Here is a 22,911-nt window from a genome sequence, read left to right as displayed (position 1 = left end):
TCCCATCTGCTATAATAAGACTATGTTTGATACCGCCGAGCAACTCATCCAATCCGCCAATAACATCGTCATCATCCAAGCCGAAAACCCTGACGGCGACAGTCTGGGCTCTAGCTTGGCGCTAGAGGAAGTACTGAGCGATTTGGGCAAGGCCGTGGCGCTGTATTGCCCGGTCGATATCCCCAAATATCTGCGGTATATTCGCGGCTGGGACCGGGTAGTTGGTGATTTTCCAGCCCATGCTGACCTAGCCATTATCGTGGACACCAGCGCTGATATTTTACTCAGCAAGGTCTTAGAAGCGCCGGGCGTGCGGCACTTCTTGGAAACGCACCCCGTCTTGGTTATCGACCATCACACCGCCGAGCCGACGCTGAGTTTTGAGCATACTATGCTCTCTGACACCGTGGTGGCCACTGGGGAATTGCTATACCAATTGTTCACCCACGCTGGCTGGACTATCAACCAGCAAGCCGCCGAAGACCTCCTCATCGCCATCATGTCTGACAGCCTGGGCCTCACCACGCCAAATACCACCGCGGCGACCTTTCACGTCGCTGGTGAATTGACCGAGCTGGGCGCTTCCAACGCCGAGATCGAAGAACGACGGCGCGAATTTATGAAGAAATCACCGGAGATTTTGGCATACAAAGGCAAGCTAATTGAGCGAATCGAATATTTACTGGACGGACAATTGGCGCTGGTACACGTGCCATTTGAGGAGATTCAACAGTACAGCGACGCCTACAACCCCGGCGCGCTGATCGGCGATGAATTGCGACTGGTCGATGGCGTGGCGCTCAGCTGCGTCATCAAAACCTACCCTGACGGCAAACTAACCGCCCGCCTGCGCGGCAACCTACCAATCGCCGACACCGTGGCTGGCTACTTCGGCGGCGGCGGCCATCCGTACGCGGCCGGCTTCCGCGTGTACGAGGATTATGACGAGGCCGTGCGAGAATTGGTGACAGCGACGGATAGGGCTTTACGAGAAGCGGAGCAAAACTAGTCATTCCTTATGAACATGCCACAAAACTATCCACTTTTCTTGCTATAATTACGGTTACCATATGAACAATTATTCAAATATCCTCTTCCCTAAAATAATCAACAAAGCATTCCCAATTCTCGACGGCGCATCATATATTCGCCAGCTGGCGTCGCTTGTGCCACTCTGTCCCGACACAGCGTTTCATTTGTTTGACGATAAAAATGGAGGCTTCTTTGCGCTGGTAATGACGGATTATCCCGACCCGCTTTATCAGAGCGAGGAGTTGAAGCAGATTTCTGGCGAATACGAGTTTGAGTTCACTTACCTCATCAAGCCATACGCCAACGATCAGCATATTGAAATTCGTCCGAACGATGATATCGATAACAGCTTTTTCGTTTCAGGCCCGGAGAGCTATTATCGGTATTATCTGGCGGCGACCAAGCAAAAGCTGGATCGGTGATTTTCGCATACATAGCGCGGAAAGCGGCCACCGATAGCGAATGCGAGCCATCATTGCTACCCAAATTTATTTATAATCATAACAGAGGTGAGAGAAATATTACACCACATTTTTGACAAAATCCATTGACATTTTATTCTATTAGTGATATATATCAGCTTTTGCTCAAGGTTACGTCTAGGGCGGAAGTTGCCCTTTAGCTTTGAGCTTTCTTTCTGAAAGGATGGAAGGTATGTCCAAGAGTGCCCTCATCGTGTTTGCAATCATCTCCGTTATCGGTGTTGTGGGGGGCAGTTTGCTGCTCATCGACGGCGCATGCTCGGGCCTTGACGTCTGCGTCGGGGTCAGAAATTGTCCCAAGGCGGAGAGCTGCTCCGTAGCGTTCTTCTCGGTGTTGCTCGGTGTTCTCGGAATAGGTGTCACAGTGTATGAGATAAAACAAGACACATAAAGAGGTGAGGACAAGGGCTAAACGCCCACCGAAAAGAAAATAGCTCGCCGTATGCGCTCAATCTGATTGAGGTAGATTCTATCTCTCGGGTTGAATAAACCCGCATACAGCTTGAGCTCATTCGGTGGGCTATTTTCATTGGAGATAGTTGTTACTAATTAGAGCCCTATTCGCCCGCTCATTCTGGGCGGTTCGTCTTCATCCGCTCATCAGCCGCTTCTACCATATCAGCGAACTTCCGACCAGCACGGCGAGCCAGCCACCACTGAGCCAGGGCAACGGGAACGACCACAGCGATGCCCGGCCAGAGCAGGGCAATATTTGGCATAGTAAAGTCAAAGAACTGCCTGAGCGGCTCAATGCCAAAGCTCACCAAGGTCACGAACAGCACGCCCGCCATATACAGTGTCCGCGCCAGGTGCGCCCGCTTGTCCAAAATTACACCCAACATCGGCCCGACCAAAAATACCAGATAAATCCCAAAGAACGTCGCCGTCAGGACGGTCATCGTCGCCGCCTCGGCCGCCTGATGTGGATGCAGCGTCACGCCCGACCAGTAGGTAAACGCCACGGTGAGACCCGTCAGCAGCGCGATTGGCGCCACCGCCCGCAAGGTGTCTCGCCAAAAATGCGCCGGATTGACCCGGTGGCGCGGACGCGGCGGAAACAGCGTCCACATGATCGTCGGCATGGTCACCAGGAAAATATTGAGGAAGGTGATGTGCCGCGGCGCGTACGGATAATTCAGCCCGACCAGCATGGTACTTAGTAGCAGCACCACGCCATAAATAATCTTGTGAAAGAACAGGGTGGCGATGACTTCGATCGCTTGCATGATCCGATTGCCCAGCTTCATGCCAATCGGCAGGGACGTAAACGAATTATTGAGTAAAATAATGTCCGCCACCCGCCGCGATGCCGGAGCGCCCGCGTACATCGCCACGCCGAGGTCGGATTTTTTCAGCGCCAGCGCGTCGTTAACGCCGTCGCCGACCATGCCGGTGAACTTGCCAGACTGTTTGAAATGAGCGATCAGCCGCTCCTTTTGCTCTGGCAGCACGCGGGCAAAAATTGTGTGTTCATCAGCAGCCTTGTTGAAGGCTTTGTCGCTGAGGCCTGCTAGCGCCGAGCCGAGGATAGCTTTATCTGGATTGGCGATGCCCGCTTGGCGCGCGATGTGCTGAACGGTGCGCGGATTATCGCCGGAAATCACGCGAATGACCACGCCTTGCTCCTGGAGGAACTTGACCGTATCAATCACGCCGTCACGCAGGGAATTACGCAAAATCACCGCGCCAATCGCCCGGCCAGAACCGTCCGGTAGATCCTTGAGCTTCGCCGTTTCATCATCAAATTCCGCCAGCATCAGCACCCGTAGGCCGCTGTCTGCCCACTCGTCCAGCTGGCGCTGGAGCATGGCGTCAACCGGCGCTAACTTGGCCACAAACTCCGGCGCCCCCATCATCAATGTCCTGGTTTTCCCGTCAATCTTCGCACGGACGCCCGCCATCTTGCGCGCCGAGGAAAAGGCCATCACCTCAATGATGTCTGTGTGCTTGGGCGGCGTGATTTCCGCGAGGATCGCTTGCCCGGTGATATTGCCGCCACTGGTTTCATGGGCGATGAGAGCAGCGAAAGAGGCAACAGCTGACTCAGAAAAATCCGGAACCCGAGCGACCACTGGGCGCGCGGCGTGTAGCTTTTCTGAGGTGGCTGTCGCCGAACTTGTTGATACACCCATCTCATCAAACGCCACCACGCGCTCCAGCGTCACCTCGTCGCTGGTCAGCGTGCCGGTCTTGTCCACCGCCAACAGATTAAGCAGCGCCATCGCCTCGATTGCCGCCAACTTCTGCGGCAACACCTTGGCCTGCGCCAGCCGCAGCGAGCCGAACGCCAGCAGCAGGGAACTCGCTAGCAGCAGCCCCTCCGGCACTACGGTTACCGCCGACGAGGTGATCGTCTTGAGGATGATTACCATATTATCACCCGACAAATAGTACACGATAAAAATCAGCGCCGCCAATATAATCGCGCCGTATGTTAAGAAGGAAATCGCCCGCCAAATTGCTCGCTGCAAGGGCGTCAGCTCTGGCTTGTAGCGCTTGAGGACTTGGCTAATGGCGCCGGCCTTTGTCTGGTCGCCGACCGCCGTGACCCGCGCCGTACCTTCGCCCGCCAGCACCGTGGTCGCCGCCAGTACCGTATCGCCAGCCGCTTTCTCGACTGCCGCCGACTCGCCCGTGAGCATACTTTCATTCAACTCCAAGCCCTTCGACACCATCACTGTCGCGTCCGCCGGCAGCTCATCGCCGGCCCTGAGGATAATCTCATCGCCAACAACCAGCGAATCATACGGCACTTCCACCGCCTGGCCATCACGCAGTACCCGCGCCCGAGGCGCACTCATCAGTTCCAGCCGGTGCAGCACCCGCTTGGCACGAATTTCCTGCACGATGCCGATCAGCGAATTGACCACGATCACCACCGAGATAAACCAAGCATCGCGGTACTCGCGCACATAAATCAGCGCCCCGGCCAGCAGGAAAATCGCCAGCACAATTGGCGATAGTAAATTTCTCTTGATGATGTCTAGATAATCTCGCATTATATTGTTTCGCTCCTTTTGTAATGTAATCGCGCGCCGACACGATAGCCGCCGCGAGCGTCCGGGTCAAATTGGTATATTTCGCCGCGCTTGACCTCTGATATGACGACCAGGGCTGGATTATACGGCACCAGCGTCCGATAATATATCAAGTCATCCGGCGAAGTCACATTCATCCCCGGAAAAACCGCCTGAAACTTCTCGGTCGCCACATCGTCAAAGTAGTTCGGCTGGTGCTTTGGCGGCACGAACCGCTCCGGCCGCAAGCCCATTCGCCGCACCAACCGCTTGACATCGCCCAGCGTCATGATGGCCCGCGCTGTGATGTAAGCCAACAATTCACCCGTCCTATCAAGCACCACCGTCGCCTGCGCCGTGCGGCTGACATCGCTCATCGGCAGCACAACCGACTGGATCTCGACCGTCAGCCCAAACTGATCATCAATCAACGCGGCGAGGACTTGCTTATCATGCATACCTTCTATTTTACCATTGTTACCAGCGCCTCCGCCAGCGTGCTACAATTGACTCATGGATTTTGACACGCGCTACGCCAAGCTGAACACTAATCAGCGCCAGGCGGTCGATTATATTCACGGCTCGCTCCTGGTGGTCGCCGGGCCAGGCACGGGCAAGACCGAGCTGCTGAGCATGCGCACCGCCCAGATTTTGCGCCAGACCGACACGCTACCGGATAGTATCTTATGCCTGACGTTTACCGAGAGCGGCGCCGCCAACATGCGTCAGCGCCTGCGCCAGATCATCGGCGAGGACGCCTACAAAATCGCCATTCACACCTTTCACAGCTTTGGCACGGAGATTATCAATCAGCACCGCCAGTATTTTTTCCGCGGCGCCGATGCCCAGCCGGCAGATGAACTGACGCAGCACCAAATTGTGACGGGGATTCTCGAGGGGCTTGATTGGCGTAATCCATTGAGCGCTAAAAACAACGGCGAATTCGTCTACACCAGCGAGCTGATCCGAGTCATTTCCGAGTTCAAGCAGAGCGGCCTGACGCCGGCGGAACTGCGATTAGTGACGTCCGATAATCAGCGCGTCATCACCGACATTGCCGCTGACATCCAACAGGTATTTGCGAGTAAGATTTCTAAAAAAACCATCGAATTATTTGCGCCGCTGGCGGAGAAGATTGCCGAGAGGGTCGGTGAGAGAGGCGCTACAGAACTTTCTGAAAATACGGCCAGCTCGGCACCACATCACACCAATTTGCCATCCTCCATCACCCCATACGCCCAAGTTCTGGCACTCAGCATCGCCCATACGGCCCAGGAGGCAATCGATACCAACTCCACCAAACCGCTAACCGCCTGGAAAAATAAATGGTGCGAAAAGAACGCCGCCGGCGAGTTCGTCCTGAAGGATTTTGCCGCCAGCGAGAAATTATCCGCCGCCATTGACATCTACGAAGCATACGGCAACGTGCTGGCCGAGCGCTCGCTATTTGACTACGACGACATGATTTTGTCCGTCATTCAAGCCTGCGAATCCCACCCGGAACTGCGCGCCAACCTCCAAGAGCAATTTCAGTTCATCATGGTCGACGAATTTCAAGACACCAACCTGGCGCAGCTGCGGCTGCTGTTCGACCTGACTGGCGATGAGGACAATCCCAACATCATGGCGGTCGGCGACGACGATCAGGCGATTTTCAGTTTTCAGGGCGCCGATGTTGGCAATATCCAGCGCTTCCGCCAGCACTATCACGACCCAAAAATTATCGTACTGACGGATAATTACCGCTCGGCGGCTGACATCCTGACGGCGGCGCGCGGAGTGATCACCCAGGGGACGGATCGCCTGGAGAATACCATTGACGGCCTGTCAAAACAATTGACGGCACACGCGTCTGGTAGCGGCGCGCGGGTTGAAATCCAGGAATTTACCTCAGTGAGCGAGGAGCGGGCAGGGGTAGCCCGGCAAATTGCCGAGCTGATTGAACGTGGCGAAAACCCAGAACATATCACCGTCATTGCCCGCCATCACAAGGAGCTGATCGAGCTGCTGCCACACCTGTACCGCCAGAATCTGATAGTCAATTACGAGCGCCACGATGACATCCTCGAGCAAGACATCATTCAAGCGCTGGACAAGCTAGCGCGGGTCGTCATGGCGATTCATCAAAACAACCTCGACACCGCCAACAGCCTACTGCCAGAGGTCATCGCCCATCCGGCATTCGGCTTTTCGGCGCTGGATATTTGGCGGTTGAGCCTCCATGCCTATAAAAATCGGCAACTGTGGCTGGAGAGTATGCTGGCGAACAGCACCTTTCAGCCATTTGGCGAGTGGCTGCTGGAGCGAGCCAGGGACGTACCAAATTTGCCGCTGGAGGAGCAGTTGGATAAGTCACTAGGGCTAGAGATGAGTGCTGGAATTACTCCAATCGACTCCGTACAGCGATTGCAACCAACCGGCGAGGAGCTTTCCTCGAAGCTCCTCTTTACGCGCCGGGCGTCCAGGGACGCTCGGGCTGCAATCGCTGTACGGAGCTTCGAGGAAAGCTCCTCGTCCGCCTCTCTCGCTGCCCACTACTTCTCGCCTGAATCCCTCGCCCAAAACCCCGACGCCTACCTGACCACGCTCGAGAGCCTGCGCACGCTGCGCCAAAAATTACGCGACCGCGCTACCGACGCAACCCCGACGCTGGCGGACTTTTTAGAATTCATCGACCTACACCGCTCGACCAAAACCCGCCTGACACACATCCGTCCCAGGCCAGCGCCCTCGGCGGTGCTATCAACCTGATGACCGCCCACAAATCCAAAGGCCTGGAGTTCCCGCACGTTTTCGTCATCGGGGCAATCGACAGCGCGTGGGGCGAAAAAGTCCGCTCGCGCTCGCGGCTAATTCGCTATCCCGCCAACCTCCAGCTCCAGCCCGCCGGCGCCAGCTATGACGAGCGGCTACGGCTATTCTTCGTGGCGATGACCCGCGCCAAGACCACCTTGACCATGACCTATTCTCAGACCAATGACGCCGGCAGCGATACTATGATCACCAGCTTCCTGACTGACCACGCGCCGACGATTATCCCCGCTGCCAACACGCCCGCAGCGCAAATTACCGTGGCGCAAACCGACTGGAGCACGCGGCTGAGTGCGCCAATGACCGCGGAACTCAAGGACGTACTGGCGCCGACCTTAGAGACTTACAAACTTTCCATTACGCATCTGAATAATTTCCTCGACGTCTCGCGCGGCGGTCCGCAGAACTTTTTGTTGAATAATCTGCTGCGCTTTCCGTCCGCCAAAAGCCCCGCCGCCAGCTACGGCACCGCCATTCACGCCAGCCTCCAGCAGCTGCACAATCTGCTACGCGCCGACCACCGCCTGCCGCCTGCCGAACGCATCCTACAACATTTCCGCACATCGCTCGAGACCCAGCACCTGCCGCCCGACGATTTCGAACTGTATTTGGACAAGGGCACGGCGGCGCTGACGGCGTTTCTGGACGCCAAATCGTCCGATTTTCATGACACGGAGCTGGCGGAACTCGATTTCGCTCATCAGGGCGTCGTCGTTGGCGGCGCGCGCCTGACCGGCAAGCTGGACGTCGCTGATATTGATAAGAATAATAAAACTATCTTCGTGACCGATTACAAGACCGGCAAGCCATCGCACTCCTGGAGGGGCACATCTGATTACGAAAAAATCAAGCTCCACAAATACCGCCAGCAGCTGATGTTCTATCAACTCTTGGTCACGTCATCACGCGACTATGGCAATTTCAGCTTCACCGGCGCCCGCCTACAGTTCGTCGAGCCGGACATGAAAACCGGCGACATCCTCAGTCTGGAGGACACGTTCTCTGAGGAAGAACTGACTGAATTCGCCCGACTGATCAATGTCGTCTGGCGGAAAATCACCACGCTGGAACTGCCAGATATCTCTGGCTATTCAGCGGATTATAAGGGGATGGTGCAGTTTGAGGAGGATTTGTTGACAGGGAGGCGGTAATCCCTCCGCGGGACATAGCGGAAATAAGGGCACGAACCTCCCCCCCCCCCCCCCAGATTTACTCCCTCCAGAACCTCTGTTGTGTCAAGCTAGGTTACCGAGATTATTGACTTTTTTAGTTGTGTATGATATAAACGTACTTGGCTCTTCACTCGAAGAGTTGTTGTGGTGAGTGCGCTCAGGCGACCATCACTCTGCATCCGCAGAGTAGCGTCTGGTGGAAAGCGATGTCCACTCACTGCAACTCTCCAGGTCCCGTGAGAGGAGGTAAAACTCATGGGACTATTCGGATATGACTATATCCGGACGAGCAAGACATGCAGTGGTAGCGATACCACAAAGTCGATCTGCTCGTCATGCCATCGTACCATCTGGTATGATGGCAATGCCCTGCGGAGGCAGGATGGATATAGGTGTTGCCATTGTAACGCCACCATCCTGAACCTGAAGTAGCCGTGCAGGCGGGGCGCTAAAGGCCCCGGGGGTGATCCCCCCGCCGAAGTCCGTTAAGCTTCGGAGAACAAATCACGGGTGTGCTTGGAGGAGGCAAGGTTCTAGAAACCACCGAATCTCGCGGGTTCGACTCCCGCCACATCCACTGGGGTGCGTACTGTGCTCAGCGTTGAGCTATAAACAGTACGCATGATAGGCCAGTAACCTCCACTCTGGTCTATCACGAAAACGGCATTGTTTTCGCCCCTCGCTCTTCCCGGAGGGGCCCCGGGAAGAGTCCCGGGAGGCTATCTGCATAGATAGTCTCCACCCCGCCACCAGGTGTATCCGGATGCATCTGGTCGGCGGGGCCCCAAAACATTGGATTCGCGAGTTCACTCGTAGTAGTTTTTCTCAGCGATGAGATCAACTCCGAGCAGAACCGCTTGAGTCCACCACCCCGCGTCAACGATGACGCGGGGATTTCACCTTTTTGGGAGTGATCATCGGGCAGGGGTAGCCACTTGTACATCCAAAAACCCTCGCCACCATACCATCAGACTCCTAGCAAACATCGTGCTATTTGACAAACATCATGAGGTTTTGGTAATATCACGACATGAATGCTGCGCAATTGCTCCAAGAAATTCTGATGCGGACAGGCCTTACCCAAGAACAACTGGCGCGTCGCCTAGATGTGCCGGTGCGTACGCTCAACGCCTGGGTACACCAACACATGTCGCCGCGCGCCAAAAACCTGGCAAATATTCAGCTATTACATCAAGAGATGATCGGGCAGGACACCATCGACGAGGCGAAGCGCCTCGCTACTGAACGTGCCGCCCATGCCAGCCGCATGACGATCCGGACACTCCTAGCAAATCAAGAATTACTTGACATCCTGACGCTCCACTTGACCTACCACACGAACACGATCGAGGGTAGCACAATGACCCTAGCGGACGTCGCAGAGGTGCTGAACGATGATAATCGCGTCCTCGCCAACAAGACAGCGCGCGAACAGATAGAGGCCCGTAACCACCGCACTGCGCTCTACTTTCTGCTGGATGCCTTACACAAAGAAGGAACGCATTTTACGTGGAGCGAAGAGCTGATCTTGCAAACACATGTCCGGCTGATGAACACGCTGGTGTCTGACGCCGGACTCTACCGCCGGCACGGTGTGCGCATCATGGGTAGTCGTGTCACAACAGTAAACCATCTGCGCATTACTGAAGCGATGTCCGAGTGTATTGACGAAATGAACAAATCGCCCAAAACAGAGCCGATAGAATGGCTAGCCCGTACTCATGCGACATTTGAAAAAATCCATCCGTTTAGCGATGGCAACGGTCGCACCGGGCGACTCTTGCTCTTTGTCCAGGCCCTACAACTGGGGTTGGTACCACCCCTCGTCGCCAAAGAGCGCAAGCGAGCGTACTATACCTATCTGGAGCGAGCGCAGGTTCGCGGCGAGCTGGAGGCGCTACGTCTATTTATCGCGGAAAGTATATTATTTAGTAAAGGGCTGACGGCGTGAACATGACATGCTGGGACAATCTACCGCAGCCATTTTTCATCTTGGCGCCCATGGAAGCCGTCACTGACGTGGTGTTTCGTCATGTCGTGAAAAGGGCGGGCGCGCCCGACGTGTTTTTCACCGAATTTGCCAATGCCACCGGCTGGGTGCATGCTGGCGACAAAGCCATCGCCGGGCGGCTCGTCAAGACCGACGACGAGCATCCGCTAGTCGCCCAAATCTGGGGCGGTGAGCCAGGCGATATGGAGCAATTTGCTGGCTATTGCGCCAAGCTCGGCTTTGACGGCATCGACATCAACATGGGCTGTCCCGCCAGATCCGCCATCAAATCTGGTGGCGCAGCGCTCATCCGCCGACCCGACGTGGCGGTTGCCGCCATCGCTGCCGCCAAAACTGCCGGCCTGCCAGTCAGCGTCAAAACCAGGCTGGGCTACACGTATGTTGACGAATGGCGAGAATGGCTGACGACTATTTTGCAGCAAGATATTGTTAATCTGACCATTCATCTGCGCACCAAAAAAGAAATGAGCAAAGTCCCAGCCCATTACGAACTTATCGACGACATCATCAAACTGCGCGACGAAATCGCCCCGCAAACCTTGCTAACCATCAACGGCGACATCCGCAACCGCGCCCAAGGCAAAGAGCTCGCCCGTCAGCACCCCGGCATCAACGGTATCATGATCGGGCGGGGAATTTTCAGCGATCCGTTTTGTTTTCGGAAAGGCGGAGTGTCTTCGGAGATCGAGGATAAGCGGGTGATAGTCGGCGGGGCAGCACCCACTTCTGAACAAATCTCTGATTTTTCAGAAGAAGGGGCGGACCGACTAGCAGGACCCGCGTTTAGCGACCTACGTGCCGTCGGAGACGGCGACGACGGGAGCGACAATACTAAATCAGAGCTTATATATCTACTACATTACCACCTCGACCTCTTTGACCACTACCAGCCAGCCCTCGGCCGCCCCTTCGAAACCCTCAAACGCTTCTTCAAAATCTACATCCGCGACTTCGACGGCGCCAAGGAACTGCGCGAGCAATTGATGCACACCACCAGCACCGACGAAGTCCGCCAATTACTGGATGATCAATAAAACTGAGCGCCCATAACCGACCGCAAGACACATCGTAATCAAACGTGCGCCTAAAATGACACTGTAAACAATCTACTACCGTCGTCGCTTGCGCCGATGCAAGTCCGCCACCTTCAACCGCACCATATGCCGGTCGATGAGCTGTTTGGCTTTCTCGCGCTCGACTTGGTCGCCGGCCTCGTCGCGGGCTTTGATGGCGCGCTCCAGGGCCGCCTGAGTCTCCGCCTCGATGATGTCGTCGCCATGGTCGGCCTCGTCCACCAGGATTTGCACCGATGAATAATCGATTTTCACCACGCCGCCGGAGATTGCGAAATATTCCAATTGATTGTCGGGGTCTTCTTGACGCCGGCGCACGGTGATCACGCCGTCCCTCGCCACCGTCACCAGCGGTTCGTGGCTCGGCAGCACCGAAATCTCACCGTCAATCGTCGGAATAGTTACCGAGTAGACCATCTCATCCAGCTTGACACCACCGAGCGTTACCAGCTTTAGATCCATCAGGCTAGTCCTTCTTTGCTTCTGGTTGCTTTGCGTTTTCAGCATCACGAGCTACTTGGTCGGCCAGTGTGCCTTGCACCATGTAGAACCAGCTTTCTGGCTTGTCATCGTATTTACCAGCCAAGATGTCAGCGGCGTCACGAATAGTATCTTCCAATTTGACGTACACGCCAGGGTTGCCAGTAAATTTCTCAGCCACGTGGAATGGCTGCGCTAGGAAACGCTGAATGCGGCGCGCCCGAGCAACGATTTGCTTCTGGTCGTCTGACAATTCTTCCATACCGAGGATAGCGATGATATCCTGCAATTCCTTGTACTGCTGCAGTACTCGCTGAACTTCGCGCGCCACGCGGTAATGTTCCTCACCAACGATTTCTGGATCAAGCGAGTTAGAGCTAGAATCCAGCACGTCGACAGCAGGGTAGATACCAATTTCTGTCAAAGCACGGTTCATCACGATGGTCGCATCCAGGTGAGCGAAGGTCGTCGCTGGCGCTGGGTCGGTAAGATCGTCAGCTGGCACATACACCGCCTGAACAGAGGTGATCGAACCCTTTTTGGTTGAAGTGATGCGCTCCTGCAACGCACCCATTTCTTGCTGCAAGTTCGGCTGATAGCCCACGGCACTTGGCAAACGACCAAGCAGTGCCGACACCTCAGCACCAGCCTGCGTGTAGCGGTAAATATTGTCGATAAACAGCAGCACATCTTTGCCTTCGTCACGAAAGGCTTCAGCCATCGCTAGACCCGACAGTGCCACGCGCAGACGTGCTCCAGGCGGCTCGTTCATCTGGCCAAACACCAGCGAAGTCTTGTCCAGCACGCCCGCTTCTTCCATTTCGTAGTACAAGTCATTTCCTTCACGGGTACGCTCACCCACACCAGCAAACACCGAGTTACCAGAGTGGAACTTGGCAATGTTGTTGATCAGCTCGGTGATTAGGACGGTTTTACCGACACCAGCACCGGCGAACAGACCGGCTTTACCACCTTTGGCCAGCGGTGCGATCAGGTCGACAACCTTAATTCCAGTTTCCAAAATCTCCGTCTTGTTTGACTGCTCGCTCAAATCCGGAGCAGGGCGGTGAATTGGTGCGGTTTTGCCCTTTGGCTGTGGTTTCTCGTCAATCGCTTCACCAACCACATTGAACATGCGCCCCTGGGTCTCGGCACCCACCGGCACAGAAATCGGCGCACCAGTCGCCACCACGTCCGCACCGCGAGCCAAGCCGTCAGTCGACGACAGCGCGATCGTCCGCACGGTGTGCTCGTCCAGGTGCTGCGCTACCTCCAACACCAGCGTCTCTTTGCCATTCTTGACATGCAACGCGTCATAAATCGCCGGCAATTTAACGTCACGTGGAAACTCCACATCGACCACCACGCCAACGATTTGAATAATTTTTCCTAGTGTTTTACTCATCAATTTTTCCTCCGCACTTCCTTTGTATTAATCTCACTTTTCATACCGCGTCTACGCCTCCTGATAATCCATAATTATATCCAAAGGATAGCTCTTACCCAACAGCGCTCGACGAGCTGGTTCTATCATATCATCAGGAAAACGCAAGTTTAGTTTCTCCAAAGCCTCTAACGTTACGAAGTCAACCTGCTGGATTCCTGCTTCGCGCGCGACAAGAGAATTATCGGCAATACGACCCAGGAAAAACACGATCAACGACATACCAGAATCAGTATTTTTCAACAGCACCGACAGAATACCGTCAATTGCAACTGTATAGCCAGATTCTTCCTTCGCTTCGCGCACCGCCGCCTCCACCAAACTTTCGCCCGGCTCGACATGTCCCGCCGGAAAATTCCACGTACCTAACTGCCCGTAGTTATTTTTCCCCTCTTGAACAACCAATAGCTTTCCGTCTTTTACGACAACAGTACTGACGAATAGGGTTGTGTTATTCATCATTGTTTCATCGCCTCCACGCCGCCAGAAATTTCGGCCAGCTCCTGAGTAATCGCCCCCTGGCGAGCTTTGTTCATCGCCAAGGTCAAATCGTCCACCAAGTCAGACGCATTATCTGTCGCATTCTTCATGGCCATCATCCGCATGGAGTGCTCACTGGCGCGAGCGTCCAGCAACGCCTGCAGCAATCGCGCACCCGTCAAACGGTTCGCCACGGCGTCCAGCACTTCTGGAATGCTCGGCTCATACTTGGCATCAGAAACTGTGTTCGAGACCTCGCTCGGATCAATCAGTGCCTTGGTACCCGCCGGTAGCAAGCGCGACAGCTCCGCCGTCTGCACCATGCTATTAACAAACCGCGTATATACCAGCGTCACTGCGTCAACTTCGCCATCCTCAAACATGCTAATGGCGGTATTTAAAATCGTGTGAAAAGTCAGTCCCGACGGCTGATCTGGCAGGTCCTCGTACGTACCGATAATCTTCGTATCCTTCAGTCGCGAGGCAAACTGCGACGCCCGACGCCCAATTGTCAAGGTTAGATTCTCAATGCCGCGCTCGTCGTCGCGCTTCAGTAGCTCCAGATATTTCTTCAAGACATTGGTGTTATACGCACCGGCCAGACCCTTGTCGCTGGCAATGACGATAATCAAACGCTTGGTAATTTTGCGGCGCTTAAACAGTGGGTGATTATCCGTCGCACCTTGACTCGCCAAGTAACTCAGCAACTCTTCAGCCGCCATAGTGTAGGGAGCCGAGGCCTTGTCCGCCTCTTGCGAACGACGCATTTTGCTGGCGGCCACCAACTGCATCGCCTTGGTGATTTGCTTGGTCGAGTCCACCGAGCGAATGCGATTTTTCAGCGCACGAGTACTCGGCATGGATTACTCCTCAAACCCTTTCGCTACCACCTGCGTTACCTCGTCGATGACCTGGAGTTGCTCGTCAGTTGGCTTGGCACCCTTGTTTAGCTCGCACATGGCGTCCTTGGCATTGTTCCAGAGGTACGTTAGCAGGCCGGCCTGCGCTTCCTTGATCTTGGCAACTGGCACATTGTCAAACGCACCGCTCGTCACCGCGTGGATACTGACAAATTGTTCCCAGACGCTCATCGGCTGGTATTGCGGCTGCTTGAGCAGTTCAGTCAGGCGCTGACCGCGGTCAATTTGTGCCTTGGTCGCATCATCCAGGTCTGAGCCAAATTGCGCGAAACTAGCCAATTCACGGAACTGCGAAAGACCGAGCTTCAAGTTACCGCCGACCGACTTAACCGCCTTGGTCTGAGCGGCGCCACCAACGCGGGAGACTGACAAACCAGCAGAGATGGCTGGGCGAATACCCTGGTAGAACAGATCGGTTTCCAGGAAAATCTGACCGTCGGTGATGGAAATCACGTTGGTCGGAATGTAGGCCGAGATGTCGCCAGCCTGCGTCTCGATGATCGGCAGGGCAGTCAGTGAACCAGCACCCAATTCGTCCGACAACTTGGCTGAACGCTCGAGGAGGCGAGAGTGTAGATAGAACACATCACCCGGGTACGCCTCGCGTCCCGGTGGACGGCGGAGCAAGAGCGACATCTGGCGGTAGGCCACGGCGTGCTTGGTCAAATCATCATAAATCATCAGCGCGTGGCCGCCGTTGTCGCGGAAATATTCACCCATGGCCGTACCAGCATATGGTGCCAAGTACAGCAGGGAAGCCGCATCCGACGGGCTGGTCGCCACCACGATGGTTTGTTCCATCACGCCTTCTTCTTTCAGGCGGTCAACCAGCCGAGCAATCTTTGATAATTTCTGTCCAATCGCCACGTAGACGTTGACCACGCCGGTCTTTTGCCGTGCCTGGTTGATCATGGTGTCGATAGCGATTGCCGTCTTACCAGTCTGGCGGTCACCGATGATCAGCTCGCGCTGGCCGCGACCGATTGGGAACATGGCGTCGATTGACATGATACCGGTCATCAATGGCTCATGCACCGACTTACGGCCCATCACGCCGATGGCTGGTCGCTCAATCAGCCCGCGCTGCTTGGTCTTGATAGCTGGTCCGCCATCGAGCGGCCGACCGAGCGGGTCAACCACCCGGCCGAGCAGTTCCTCACCAACCGGCACATCCAGCACCGCACCCTTGCGGCGAACGCTGGCGCCAGCCTTGACCTTTTCTTCGCCGCCGAGGATCACCGCACCGATTTCATCTTCCATTAAGTTCAGTGCAAACGCTTCCACCACGCCGCCGTCAGTCTCGATTTCTAGCACTTCGCTGTAGCCAGCTTTGCTGAGGCCGTGCACCCACGCCACGCCGTCGCCGACGCGGATAACGATGCCAGCGTCCTCTAGTCCTTCCGTTGCCTCCAGCTGCGCGATTTTTTCCCGCAGGCTTTTGGCTAGTTCTGTCACATCAATCTTGCTCATTTTTCCTCCTAGATTTTCTTCGCCCGCAAATCGTTTAATTTCTTGGCAATTGTCGCGTCCATCACTTGAGTTGGCGTCCTCAGTTTGAAGCCGCCAATGAGCGCCTGGTCAATTGATTCACGCAGCAGCACGTTAACGCTCTGGCCGCTAGTATCTACTTCGGGTGCTTGGGCTGCAGAGCGACCCTCCACAGATGCCAGCGACTCCATACCCGAGTTAGATAATAGTAGCCGCTTTATCTCATCCTTTGTCGCCGCGTCCAACGCTCTTGCACTTTCCACTGTCACCACGACCGTGCCACGTTCGGCTAATTCCGCCTCAATATCCTGCACCAACAGATCAATTTCTCGCTCGCGCCGCTCGGCTATGATCAGCGCCGCTAATTCATCAATCACTGCTGCGTCGCCCTTGAGCAGCCGCTCGGCCGCATGCTGCGCCAACTTTCGCCGAAGCGTCCGCGCCATGACTAGGCGACCTCCTTGACCGCGGTTGCGATCAGCTTGGCATCGGCCTTAGCATCAACCTTTTCGTTCAAAACCTTACCCGTTGCCTCAGCCACCAATTCCAGCGTTTCATTGTGCAATGCTTTCTTGGCCTGTTCAACTTCCTTGGCGATTTCCGCCTGCGCCGCGCTGACGATAGTCTCGGACTTGGCAGTCGCCTTAGCCGCGGCTTGCTCGACGACTGAAGCCGCCTCCTCACGCGCTGCCGCCACGATATCACTGGCCTCCGCCCGAGCTTTTCGCATCAACTCGTTGGTCATTTTTTCGGCTTTATCAGCGTTATCACGCGCCGACTGCGCCGCCTTTTCGGCTGTGCGCATGTCTTTTTCGCGCTTGTCGAGCATCGCTGCCAATGGCGGATACACCCACTTGCGCAGAATCACCAGCAAGATCAAGAACGCCACCGTCTGCAAGATCAGCAACTTCCAGTCAATGCCCAGCGAGCTGAACAGGTCGGCCTTTTCGGCCGCGTGCGCTTCGGCACTCGCAAACTGTGTCAATATAGTCTCCACAATTTACCCCTCAAATTACATAACTTTGCCGACGATAGCCGCCACGAAACCGATAATCGCTAGGGCGTCGATGAACGAAATACCGAGGATCATCATGGTGCGCAGGTCGTTAATTTTCTCTGGATTACGGCCAGCCGCGTTCATCGCTGCCGCGCCGACGATACCGGCGCCGATTGCTGCCAGTGCAGCTGGAATGGCGTAGGTGAGTGCAAATGCTAATTCTTTCATATGATTTCTCCTTTATTTATAATTATTACTTACCTAGTGTTGCTCACTCTCTTGCACCAGTTTAGGACTATGGACAGGGGAGTGAACAGATTCATCATGCGACTCAGCATGGTCGCCATGTGGTACGAGACCCAGAGAAATAAAGACGGTCGAAAGCATAAAGAAAATATATGCCTGAATACCGCCGATAAATAGTTCAAACAAATAGAATGGCTGGAGCGCCGCCGGGGAAATAAACTGTGTCAAAAAGGCGATCATAATCAGCAGCACCTCGCCGGCCAACACGTTGCCAAACAAACGGAAACTCAGACCAAGCAGGCGCGAAAACTCCGCCACCAACTCCAAAATACCGACAAACGCCATGATCGGATCGCGCAGCGGATTAACAAAGTAGCGGCCCATATTACCCTTAAAACCAAGGTATTTGAAGGCATAAATTTGGGCAGCGACAATTGTCACAATAGCGAGGCCAAATGTCATATTCAGATCAGCCACACCGCCACGAAATAGCGGCGTACCATGACTACCCACAGTAATCGGCCCTACGATCGGTAGCAGCCCCAGCCAATATTGTGCCACCACGAAAAAGAATATAGTGATACACAGTGGCGCCACTCGACGCGCCCATGTCTGGTCAGGGATGACTTGGCGAACCGTATTGTACAGCCCATCAAATGTCCAGTGTACCAGCCGCGTCGTAAAATTATGCTTTTTCTTGCCCAGCACTGCCGCCCGCGTCCGAAACATCAGCCACACCAAAACGATCAGCCCCAGCGCGCCAAGCATGTGCGAATTAGTAATCGATACGCCCATAACATTCGCTACTTCATCAGCCTTGACTGAAATGTGCGGACCGGCACTGGCAAATAATTGCATCATATATTTTTACGCTCCTTTTTTCGTTTCACGCGTCCCAACTGCTTATTCACCAGCAGGTACGCGCCCAAAAAGCCAAGTACCACACCAGCAAACATCAGCCACGGCTTCAAGCCAAATACGCTATCCAGCCATACACCCAGCAGTGTACAGCCGATGCTCGGTACAAACATCCGCCACGTTGTGTCGCCGATCGTCCCGAGAATAACCCGAGCCGCCGCCACTTCCGTCGCTGTCGTTACGCCATTCTCAACATCTGGTCTCTCAGCCATTACTCTGTCACTATAGCAACATGCTATACTCTTGACAAGATGCCACGGCGAAATTACCCCAAAAACCAACCAAAATCGGCCCGAACGCTCGTCAAGCCGACGCTGACAACTACCGATCACGACACCTGCCGGCGCAAGCGCCGCTTCGCCACCGAGCAAATCGCCAGGCGAGCGGCTGATACGCAGGAGCTGATGTCACCAAAACTGGAGTTAGACGTGTATTATTGCCGGGGGTGTGACGGCTGGCACTTAACGAGTCGGGTGTCCCGAGACTAGATAGCATTGCCGAGGCACCGATGCTTATGCTACAATAGAGAAAAGCCATAAGGAGGGAAGTTATGAGCGAAGATAACACGGCCAATCACCAAGACGCCAAAGTCACCGTCTATAGCACCAGCTGGTGCGCATTCTGTCACACCGAGATGGAGTGGTTGAAAAAACTCGGCATCGATTTTGTCGCCAAGGACATCGAGGCTGATCCAAGCGCCAAGGAAGAATTGCTCAGCAAGAACGGCGGCAATTTCCAGGGCGTGCCGGTGACCGATGTTTGCGGCGAGGTCATCCTGGGATTCGACCGGCCGAAACTACAGGATGCGCTGAAGAAGAATGGTTTGATAAGCGAGTAAATATCACTGATTGACGCCAAAAAACCTGCTGCCTAGGAACTTACTGGCAGCAGGTTTTTCATTAGTACACCCTTTATGCTGCGCCGATTTGCACCACCTCACCGCCAATTGCTTGACGGAAATAATTGTCGTGGCTGACGTACAGAATGGCGCCAGAATATTTCGCCAGCGCCGTCTCTAACTCCTCAATGCTTGGTAAATCAAGGTGGTTGGTCGGCTCGTCCAAAATCAGCAGCTGCGGATCATTCGCCAGCATGGCAATGATCTGAAAGCGGGCTTTCTGGCCACCCGACAGACGCGCCAGTGGCGTCATCCGATCCGCTTCGGTGAACAGATAATCAGCCAGTAGTTGGCGAATTTTGGTATCAGAAATCGGTAGGTCACGGCCAAGATACAACTTCTCAATCGCCGCCTCCAACGGATCCGCCAAATACCGCTCATCAATCTCTTGCTCATACACGCCCACCCGCACCTGCGGGTCGAGGAAGAGGTTGCCGGAGTAGAGGATAGGGGCGGCAGGTGCGACACCTCCTCCGCCAGAGACTGTGAAACGTTCGTGAGTAACGGACGTTTCAGCCGAACGCTCGCGAAGAATCTCCAGTGGAGATTTGAGCGAAGAGTGTGCTCTGGCGGAGGACGGTGGAGTGGCTGCTGCCCTACTATTTAACAACATCCGCTCGCCTACACCAACTGCCGCATCCTCAACTCGCACCAGCACGTGCTGACTACGACTAGCCGCGTCCTTCATCGATAGCCGAATATTGCGCGCCTTGAAATTGCCGTAGCGCTCGGCCGATTTATAATCAAGCTGCCCAGCCGACTGCTTATCGATCCAAAACGTCGGCTTGTCCATCTCTGATAATTCCGCCAGCTCGGCCCGCGCTTCATTCTCCAGCCGCTTGAACTTTTGGATAGTGCCGGGGTTTCGCGACTTTTCCTTCAGCCGCTGATAATCCAGCACCTTTTGCTTGAGGTTGGTCATCCGCTTTTCAATGTGCTCAAAATTATTCATACCCGCCGCCGTCGCCTGAGCATTTTGCTTAAGGTAGGCGTCATAATTACCGCGGTAGCTGACCGCTCGGCCGTCTTTGAGCTCGATGATCCGATCCACCTGGCCCAGCACATCGCGGTCGTGCGTGATGATCAGCATGGCCTGGCGCGGCTGCGAACTCATCCAGTCGATAAACTGTTGCTTAGCCACATAATCCATGTGGTTGGTCGGTTCGTCAATCAGCGCCAAATGCGCCCCCGCGTGCATAATCTTCACGATCTCTACCAGCCGCTTCTGTCCGCCCGACAGGGAACCAAGCGGCCGCTCACCGCATCCGCTCAGCTGAAAATTATCAAGCTCTCGGGCAATCTTCTCCTCAATCTGATAAAACCCTTTTTGATCAAATCGCTCCAACGCCTGGGTGTACTCCTCAATCTTATGCATATTATCGCCCATAGTCTCGGGATACTCATCAATGATTTTCTTCAAGCTCGCATATTCCGGCAGCCCCGCCAGAATGTAGGCAAGCACCGTCTGGTCGCCCAAGCCGTGGTGTTCCTGCGCCGTCGACGCCATGGTGATGCCGCGCCGGAAAATCACCTCCCCGGTATAGTCGGTGTCCGTACCCGCCAAGATACCAAACAACGTTGACTTGCCGATGCCATTGCGGCCGACCACACCAATTTTCTCGCCGTCGTCCACACTAAACTTGACGTCACGCATCAACGTCTTGTCGCCAAAACTTTTTTCGGTGATGTGGATGTCGGCTATCATGCTTGGGATATTGTAGCATACTATGATGCTAATCATTGACTTTTATGTAATTACATCGTATTATTTAACACATGCCAAGAACAGAAGTAGACCACGGCAAGGCCAGAATTATACCATTCAAGACCATTGCCGGAGATCGCGCTATACCGCCACACCACGATGAAGCCAGCACAGCTACCACTGAAGGTGTAATCATACCACTGACAGAAGCCCGCATTCAACGATCAGAAGGTGATAACCTCCCCAGTTACCAGCACCTCAACGAAAAATTCCGCACTGCCACCAACCAACTCGAAAACCTCGACGAGACTGTCGATATTTGTGATATTCTTGAGAATATCGCGAACGTAGCACGCTTACTCGAGAAGCACCCAGAGTTTAAACCAGACCTTTCTGTGTGGCGACTCGTTGATACAATCGAGAAGTCTGCCAACCAGTTGATTATCATGAATCACATCAACAATTACCCCGCACTGGTACGGCTACTCGGCTGGGCCATCAGGGGCGAATGCCACCATCCAGCAGTCAGGGAACTCGGCCATAATGTCCTGGTCCTCGTATCCCAGTGCCAGCATAATGCTAAATGGGATTTCACAACCGGTGAAGTGCATGGGCTTGAATAGGACAAAATAGTAGCTAGGTATTGCATTTATACTTAAACAATGTTATAGTATAGAGCTATGAATAGAGAGACGACACCACAAGAAAAGCAGACACATAAAGTAGATAAAAGATACTACACAGCCAACGGCGAGGATATTACTAGCGTTGTTGCGCCAGCTGAAGAATTCATCGATAAATTTTGTTCATCTGCAGCGGAAAATAGTAGTAGCATGCCAACCTTAACGCAGCGCACCCAGGCGGCCATGCTGCACACAGTACGTACGGTACTGTATGAAAATAATATGCGCCCATATGATTTCCCGTGGAATAATCCAGAAAAAAGTACTAACACGGCCAATACTTCAACGGTAGAGCACAAAGATGACCAGGGAATTACACAAGTCAATAATTCGCAAAGTATAAAACCCACCGAAAGCAACCCAGAGATTACTGAGGCCCACTATGAGCGTCTTGCGGAGTACAAGACCTACCAAGAGGTGGTCAACAATATACCAGAAAAAGGGCACGAGATACTCGGGAAGCTTCAGGGCGTACTCAGCAAAATCCTCAGCTATGGACTCGCGCCAAACGCAGCGAAATACGACGTCTTAGCCAGGCTGGAATACAAAATTGAAACAGCTGCTGCTCCAGACGAGCTCAACCTGATTAGGCAGCAAATTCTAAACTCCGAAAAGGAGATGCCACGTCCCGTTGACGCAGAGACTGTCATTGAAATTACCCAAAAAATCCTCAGCAGCAAGCTAGCTGAGCTGCGGGGTGATACAAAAGAGAGGTGTCGCTTAGAGGAAGAAGCGTCAGTAGACATGGCAGGGATTCAAGCTCTCTTTGACTTAGACAAGTCAGGGCTGCTTGATCAGCTATACAAGGAGCTCCTAACCCGTATCAATATCATATACAGTGATGATGAATTAGAGGTGTCGCAAAAGCAAGTAGCCCTAGAGGAGCTTGCAGCCGTCATAGACGAAATACGAGTGGATATGATGATTGCGGATGAAGAAGAGGTACTGCACTAGTGAGGCTTGATCAGGCAGATGTCCCGCTTCGGTACGATCCAGATGGTACAGGACGCGGCCCAGACAGACCAACCCTCTTCTAGCTAAGGCTCCATCCTAC

Annotated in this window: 24 protein-coding genes and 1 tRNA gene; 12 read left to right on the top strand and 13 right to left on the bottom strand. The window is 54.3% G+C overall.

Annotated elements, in window-relative coordinates:
• The first annotated feature begins 22 nt into the window (after positions 1-22).
• The 3 genes from GWK76_01935 (at position 23) to GWK76_01925 (ending at position 1,905) form a co-directional block, all read left to right on the top strand.
• Positions 23-1,009, top strand: coding sequence for a hypothetical protein (locus GWK76_01935; protein QHU92078.1), 987 nt, complete (start codon positions 23-25; stop codon positions 1,007-1,009).
• Positions 1,010-1,070: 61 nt separating this feature from the next.
• Positions 1,071-1,454: a hypothetical protein gene (locus tag GWK76_01930; protein QHU92077.1), complete on the top strand. Its 384-nt coding sequence runs from the start codon at positions 1,071-1,073 to the stop codon at positions 1,452-1,454.
• A 232-nt stretch (positions 1,455-1,686) separates the two neighbouring features.
• Positions 1,687-1,905, top strand: a complete 219-nt coding sequence (locus GWK76_01925) for a hypothetical protein (protein QHU92076.1) — start codon at positions 1,687-1,689, stop codon at positions 1,903-1,905.
• A 178-nt stretch (positions 1,906-2,083) separates the two neighbouring features.
• On the opposite strand, the gene GWK76_01920 is transcribed toward GWK76_01925, so the two are convergent.
• Entirely contained in the window at positions 2,084-4,513 is a 2,430-nt protein-coding gene (locus GWK76_01920) for an HAD-IC family P-type ATPase (protein QHU92075.1), read from the bottom strand.
• Positions 4,513-4,989, bottom strand: a complete 477-nt coding sequence (locus GWK76_01915; protein QHU92074.1) for a hypothetical protein — start codon at positions 4,987-4,989, stop codon at positions 4,513-4,515. The genes GWK76_01920 and GWK76_01915 overlap by 1 nt, the downstream gene beginning before the upstream one ends.
• A 55-nt stretch (positions 4,990-5,044) precedes the next feature.
• On the opposite strand from GWK76_01915, the gene GWK76_01910 reads away from it, so the two are divergent.
• The 5 genes from GWK76_01910 (at position 5,045) to GWK76_01890 (ending at position 11,559) form a co-directional block, all read left to right on the top strand.
• Entirely contained in the window at positions 5,045-7,282 is a 2,238-nt protein-coding gene (locus GWK76_01910; GenBank protein ID QHU92073.1) for a UvrD-helicase domain-containing protein, read from the top strand.
• Positions 7,282-8,493: a hypothetical protein gene (locus GWK76_01905; GenBank protein QHU92072.1), complete on the top strand. Its 1,212-nt coding sequence runs from the start codon at positions 7,282-7,284 to the stop codon at positions 8,491-8,493. The genes GWK76_01910 and GWK76_01905 overlap by 1 nt, the downstream gene beginning before the upstream one ends.
• A 529-nt stretch (positions 8,494-9,022) precedes the next feature.
• Positions 9,023-9,091: transfer RNA gene (locus GWK76_01900), tRNA-OTHER, on the top strand.
• Between the two features lie 453 nt (positions 9,092-9,544).
• The gene (locus GWK76_01895; GenBank protein ID QHU92071.1) at positions 9,545-10,465 is read left to right on the top strand and encodes a hypothetical protein; all 921 of its coding nucleotides are present in this window, start codon (positions 9,545-9,547) and stop codon (positions 10,463-10,465) included.
• A gap of 2 nt (positions 10,466-10,467) precedes the next feature.
• Positions 10,468-11,559 (top strand): tRNA-dihydrouridine synthase, encoded by a 1,092-nt coding sequence (locus GWK76_01890; protein ID QHU92556.1) that lies wholly within the window; start codon positions 10,468-10,470, stop codon positions 11,557-11,559.
• A 75-nt stretch (positions 11,560-11,634) separates the two neighbouring features.
• Here GWK76_01890 and atpC read toward each other — a convergent pair whose 3' ends face one another.
• From atpC to GWK76_01840, 10 genes are all read right to left on the bottom strand, one after another.
• Positions 11,635-12,060, bottom strand: a complete 426-nt coding sequence (gene atpC / locus GWK76_01885; protein ID QHU92070.1) for an ATP synthase F1 subunit epsilon — start codon at positions 12,058-12,060, stop codon at positions 11,635-11,637.
• Between the two features lie 4 nt (positions 12,061-12,064).
• Positions 12,065-13,483 (bottom strand): F0F1 ATP synthase subunit beta, encoded by a 1,419-nt coding sequence (gene atpD, locus GWK76_01880; GenBank protein QHU92069.1) that lies wholly within the window; start codon positions 13,481-13,483, stop codon positions 12,065-12,067.
• A gap of 51 nt (positions 13,484-13,534) precedes the next feature.
• Positions 13,535-13,984: an NUDIX domain-containing protein gene (locus tag GWK76_01875; protein ID QHU92068.1), complete on the bottom strand. Its 450-nt coding sequence runs from the start codon at positions 13,982-13,984 to the stop codon at positions 13,535-13,537.
• Positions 13,981-14,862, bottom strand: coding sequence for an ATP synthase F1 subunit gamma (gene atpG / locus GWK76_01870; protein QHU92067.1), 882 nt, complete (start codon positions 14,860-14,862; stop codon positions 13,981-13,983). Before atpG ends, GWK76_01875 begins: the two co-directional genes overlap by 4 nt.
• A gap of 3 nt (positions 14,863-14,865) precedes the next feature.
• On the bottom strand, positions 14,866-16,392 hold the full coding sequence (locus tag GWK76_01865; protein QHU92066.1) for a F0F1 ATP synthase subunit alpha: 1,527 nt from the start codon (positions 16,390-16,392) through the stop codon (positions 14,866-14,868).
• Between the two features lie 8 nt (positions 16,393-16,400).
• Complete coding sequence (locus GWK76_01860; GenBank protein QHU92065.1) at positions 16,401-16,856, bottom strand: hypothetical protein; 456 nt, start codon at positions 16,854-16,856, stop codon at positions 16,401-16,403.
• 2 nt (positions 16,857-16,858) lie between these two features.
• Entirely contained in the window at positions 16,859-17,407 is a 549-nt protein-coding gene (atpF, locus tag GWK76_01855) for a F0F1 ATP synthase subunit B (GenBank protein ID QHU92064.1), read from the bottom strand.
• Between the two features lie 15 nt (positions 17,408-17,422).
• Positions 17,423-17,635, bottom strand: coding sequence for a H(+)-transporting ATPase (locus GWK76_01850; GenBank protein ID QHU92063.1), 213 nt, complete (start codon positions 17,633-17,635; stop codon positions 17,423-17,425).
• 33 nt (positions 17,636-17,668) lie between these two features.
• Positions 17,669-18,448 carry a F0F1 ATP synthase subunit A gene (locus tag GWK76_01845; GenBank protein ID QHU92555.1) on the bottom strand — a complete coding sequence of 260 codons (780 nt, stop codon included), beginning with the start codon at positions 18,446-18,448 and terminating at the stop codon, positions 17,669-17,671.
• Between the two features lie 62 nt (positions 18,449-18,510).
• On the bottom strand, positions 18,511-18,783 hold the full coding sequence (locus GWK76_01840) for a hypothetical protein (protein QHU92062.1): 273 nt from the start codon (positions 18,781-18,783) through the stop codon (positions 18,511-18,513).
• 39 nt (positions 18,784-18,822) lie between these two features.
• Between GWK76_01840 and GWK76_01835 the strand changes: the two genes are divergently transcribed.
• Together GWK76_01835 and GWK76_01830 are read left to right on the top strand one after the other, a co-directional pair.
• Positions 18,823-19,059, top strand: a complete 237-nt coding sequence (locus GWK76_01835; protein ID QHU92061.1) for a hypothetical protein — start codon at positions 18,823-18,825, stop codon at positions 19,057-19,059.
• A 62-nt stretch (positions 19,060-19,121) separates the two neighbouring features.
• On the top strand, positions 19,122-19,409 hold the full coding sequence (locus GWK76_01830; protein QHU92060.1) for an NrdH-redoxin: 288 nt from the start codon (positions 19,122-19,124) through the stop codon (positions 19,407-19,409).
• A gap of 73 nt (positions 19,410-19,482) precedes the next feature.
• Here GWK76_01830 and GWK76_01825 read toward each other — a convergent pair whose 3' ends face one another.
• The gene (locus GWK76_01825; GenBank protein ID QHU92059.1) at positions 19,483-21,174 is read right to left on the bottom strand and encodes an ATP-binding cassette domain-containing protein; all 1,692 of its coding nucleotides are present in this window, start codon (positions 21,172-21,174) and stop codon (positions 19,483-19,485) included.
• Positions 21,175-21,245: 71 nt separating this feature from the next.
• On the opposite strand from GWK76_01825, the gene GWK76_01820 reads away from it, so the two are divergent.
• On the top strand, positions 21,246-21,797 hold the full coding sequence (locus tag GWK76_01820) for a hypothetical protein (GenBank protein ID QHU92058.1): 552 nt from the start codon (positions 21,246-21,248) through the stop codon (positions 21,795-21,797).
• A gap of 57 nt (positions 21,798-21,854) precedes the next feature.
• Positions 21,855-22,811, top strand: a complete 957-nt coding sequence (locus GWK76_01815; GenBank protein ID QHU92057.1) for a hypothetical protein — start codon at positions 21,855-21,857, stop codon at positions 22,809-22,811.
• Positions 22,812-22,911 lie beyond the last annotated feature (100 nt).

The sequence above is a fragment of the Candidatus Saccharibacteria bacterium oral taxon 488 genome, assembly GCA_010202465.1.
GTDB lineage: Bacteria > Patescibacteriota > Saccharimonadia > Saccharimonadales > Saccharimonadaceae > Nanosynbacter.
Note: the sequence above shows the minus strand (reverse complement) of the source record. Positions and strands in the feature narration are given on the sequence as shown.

Coding starts and splice junctions, on each gene's coding strand:
- GWK76_01860 (QHU92065.1), bottom strand. CDS start 16,856: ATGGCGCGGACGCTTCGGCGAAAGTTGGCGCAGCATGCGGCCGAGCGG.
- GWK76_01875 (QHU92068.1), bottom strand. CDS start 13,984: ATGATGAATAACACAACCCTATTCGTCAGTACTGTTGTCGTAAAAGAC.
- GWK76_01910 (QHU92073.1), top strand. CDS start 5,045: ATGGATTTTGACACGCGCTACGCCAAGCTGAACACTAATCAGCGCCAG.
- GWK76_01820 (QHU92058.1), top strand. CDS start 21,246: ATGCCAAGAACAGAAGTAGACCACGGCAAGGCCAGAATTATACCATTC.
- atpD (QHU92069.1), bottom strand. CDS start 13,483: ATGAGTAAAACACTAGGAAAAATTATTCAAATCGTTGGCGTGGTGGTC.
- GWK76_01835 (QHU92061.1), top strand. CDS start 18,823: ATGCCACGGCGAAATTACCCCAAAAACCAACCAAAATCGGCCCGAACG.
- GWK76_01890 (QHU92556.1), top strand. CDS start 10,468: ATGACATGCTGGGACAATCTACCGCAGCCATTTTTCATCTTGGCGCCC.
- GWK76_01920 (QHU92075.1), bottom strand. CDS start 4,513: ATGCGAGATTATCTAGACATCATCAAGAGAAATTTACTATCGCCAATT.
- GWK76_01815 (QHU92057.1), top strand. CDS start 21,855: ATGAATAGAGAGACGACACCACAAGAAAAGCAGACACATAAAGTAGAT.
- GWK76_01850 (QHU92063.1), bottom strand. CDS start 17,635: ATGAAAGAATTAGCATTTGCACTCACCTACGCCATTCCAGCTGCACTG.
- GWK76_01935 (QHU92078.1), top strand. CDS start 23: ATGTTTGATACCGCCGAGCAACTCATCCAATCCGCCAATAACATCGTC.
- atpG (QHU92067.1), bottom strand. CDS start 14,862: ATGCCGAGTACTCGTGCGCTGAAAAATCGCATTCGCTCGGTGGACTCG.
- GWK76_01905 (QHU92072.1), top strand. CDS start 7,282: ATGACCGCCCACAAATCCAAAGGCCTGGAGTTCCCGCACGTTTTCGTC.
- GWK76_01930 (QHU92077.1), top strand. CDS start 1,071: ATGAACAATTATTCAAATATCCTCTTCCCTAAAATAATCAACAAAGCA.
- GWK76_01865 (QHU92066.1), bottom strand. CDS start 16,392: ATGAGCAAGATTGATGTGACAGAACTAGCCAAAAGCCTGCGGGAAAAA.
- GWK76_01895 (QHU92071.1), top strand. CDS start 9,545: ATGAATGCTGCGCAATTGCTCCAAGAAATTCTGATGCGGACAGGCCTT.
- atpC (QHU92070.1), bottom strand. CDS start 12,060: ATGGATCTAAAGCTGGTAACGCTCGGTGGTGTCAAGCTGGATGAGATG.
- GWK76_01825 (QHU92059.1), bottom strand. CDS start 21,174: ATGATAGCCGACATCCACATCACCGAAAAAAGTTTTGGCGACAAGACG.
- GWK76_01915 (QHU92074.1), bottom strand. CDS start 4,989: ATGCATGATAAGCAAGTCCTCGCCGCGTTGATTGATGATCAGTTTGGG.
- GWK76_01925 (QHU92076.1), top strand. CDS start 1,687: ATGTCCAAGAGTGCCCTCATCGTGTTTGCAATCATCTCCGTTATCGGT.
- GWK76_01830 (QHU92060.1), top strand. CDS start 19,122: ATGAGCGAAGATAACACGGCCAATCACCAAGACGCCAAAGTCACCGTC.
- GWK76_01840 (QHU92062.1), bottom strand. CDS start 18,783: ATGGCTGAGAGACCAGATGTTGAGAATGGCGTAACGACAGCGACGGAA.
- GWK76_01845 (QHU92555.1), bottom strand. CDS start 18,448: ATGGGCGTATCGATTACTAATTCGCACATGCTTGGCGCGCTGGGGCTG.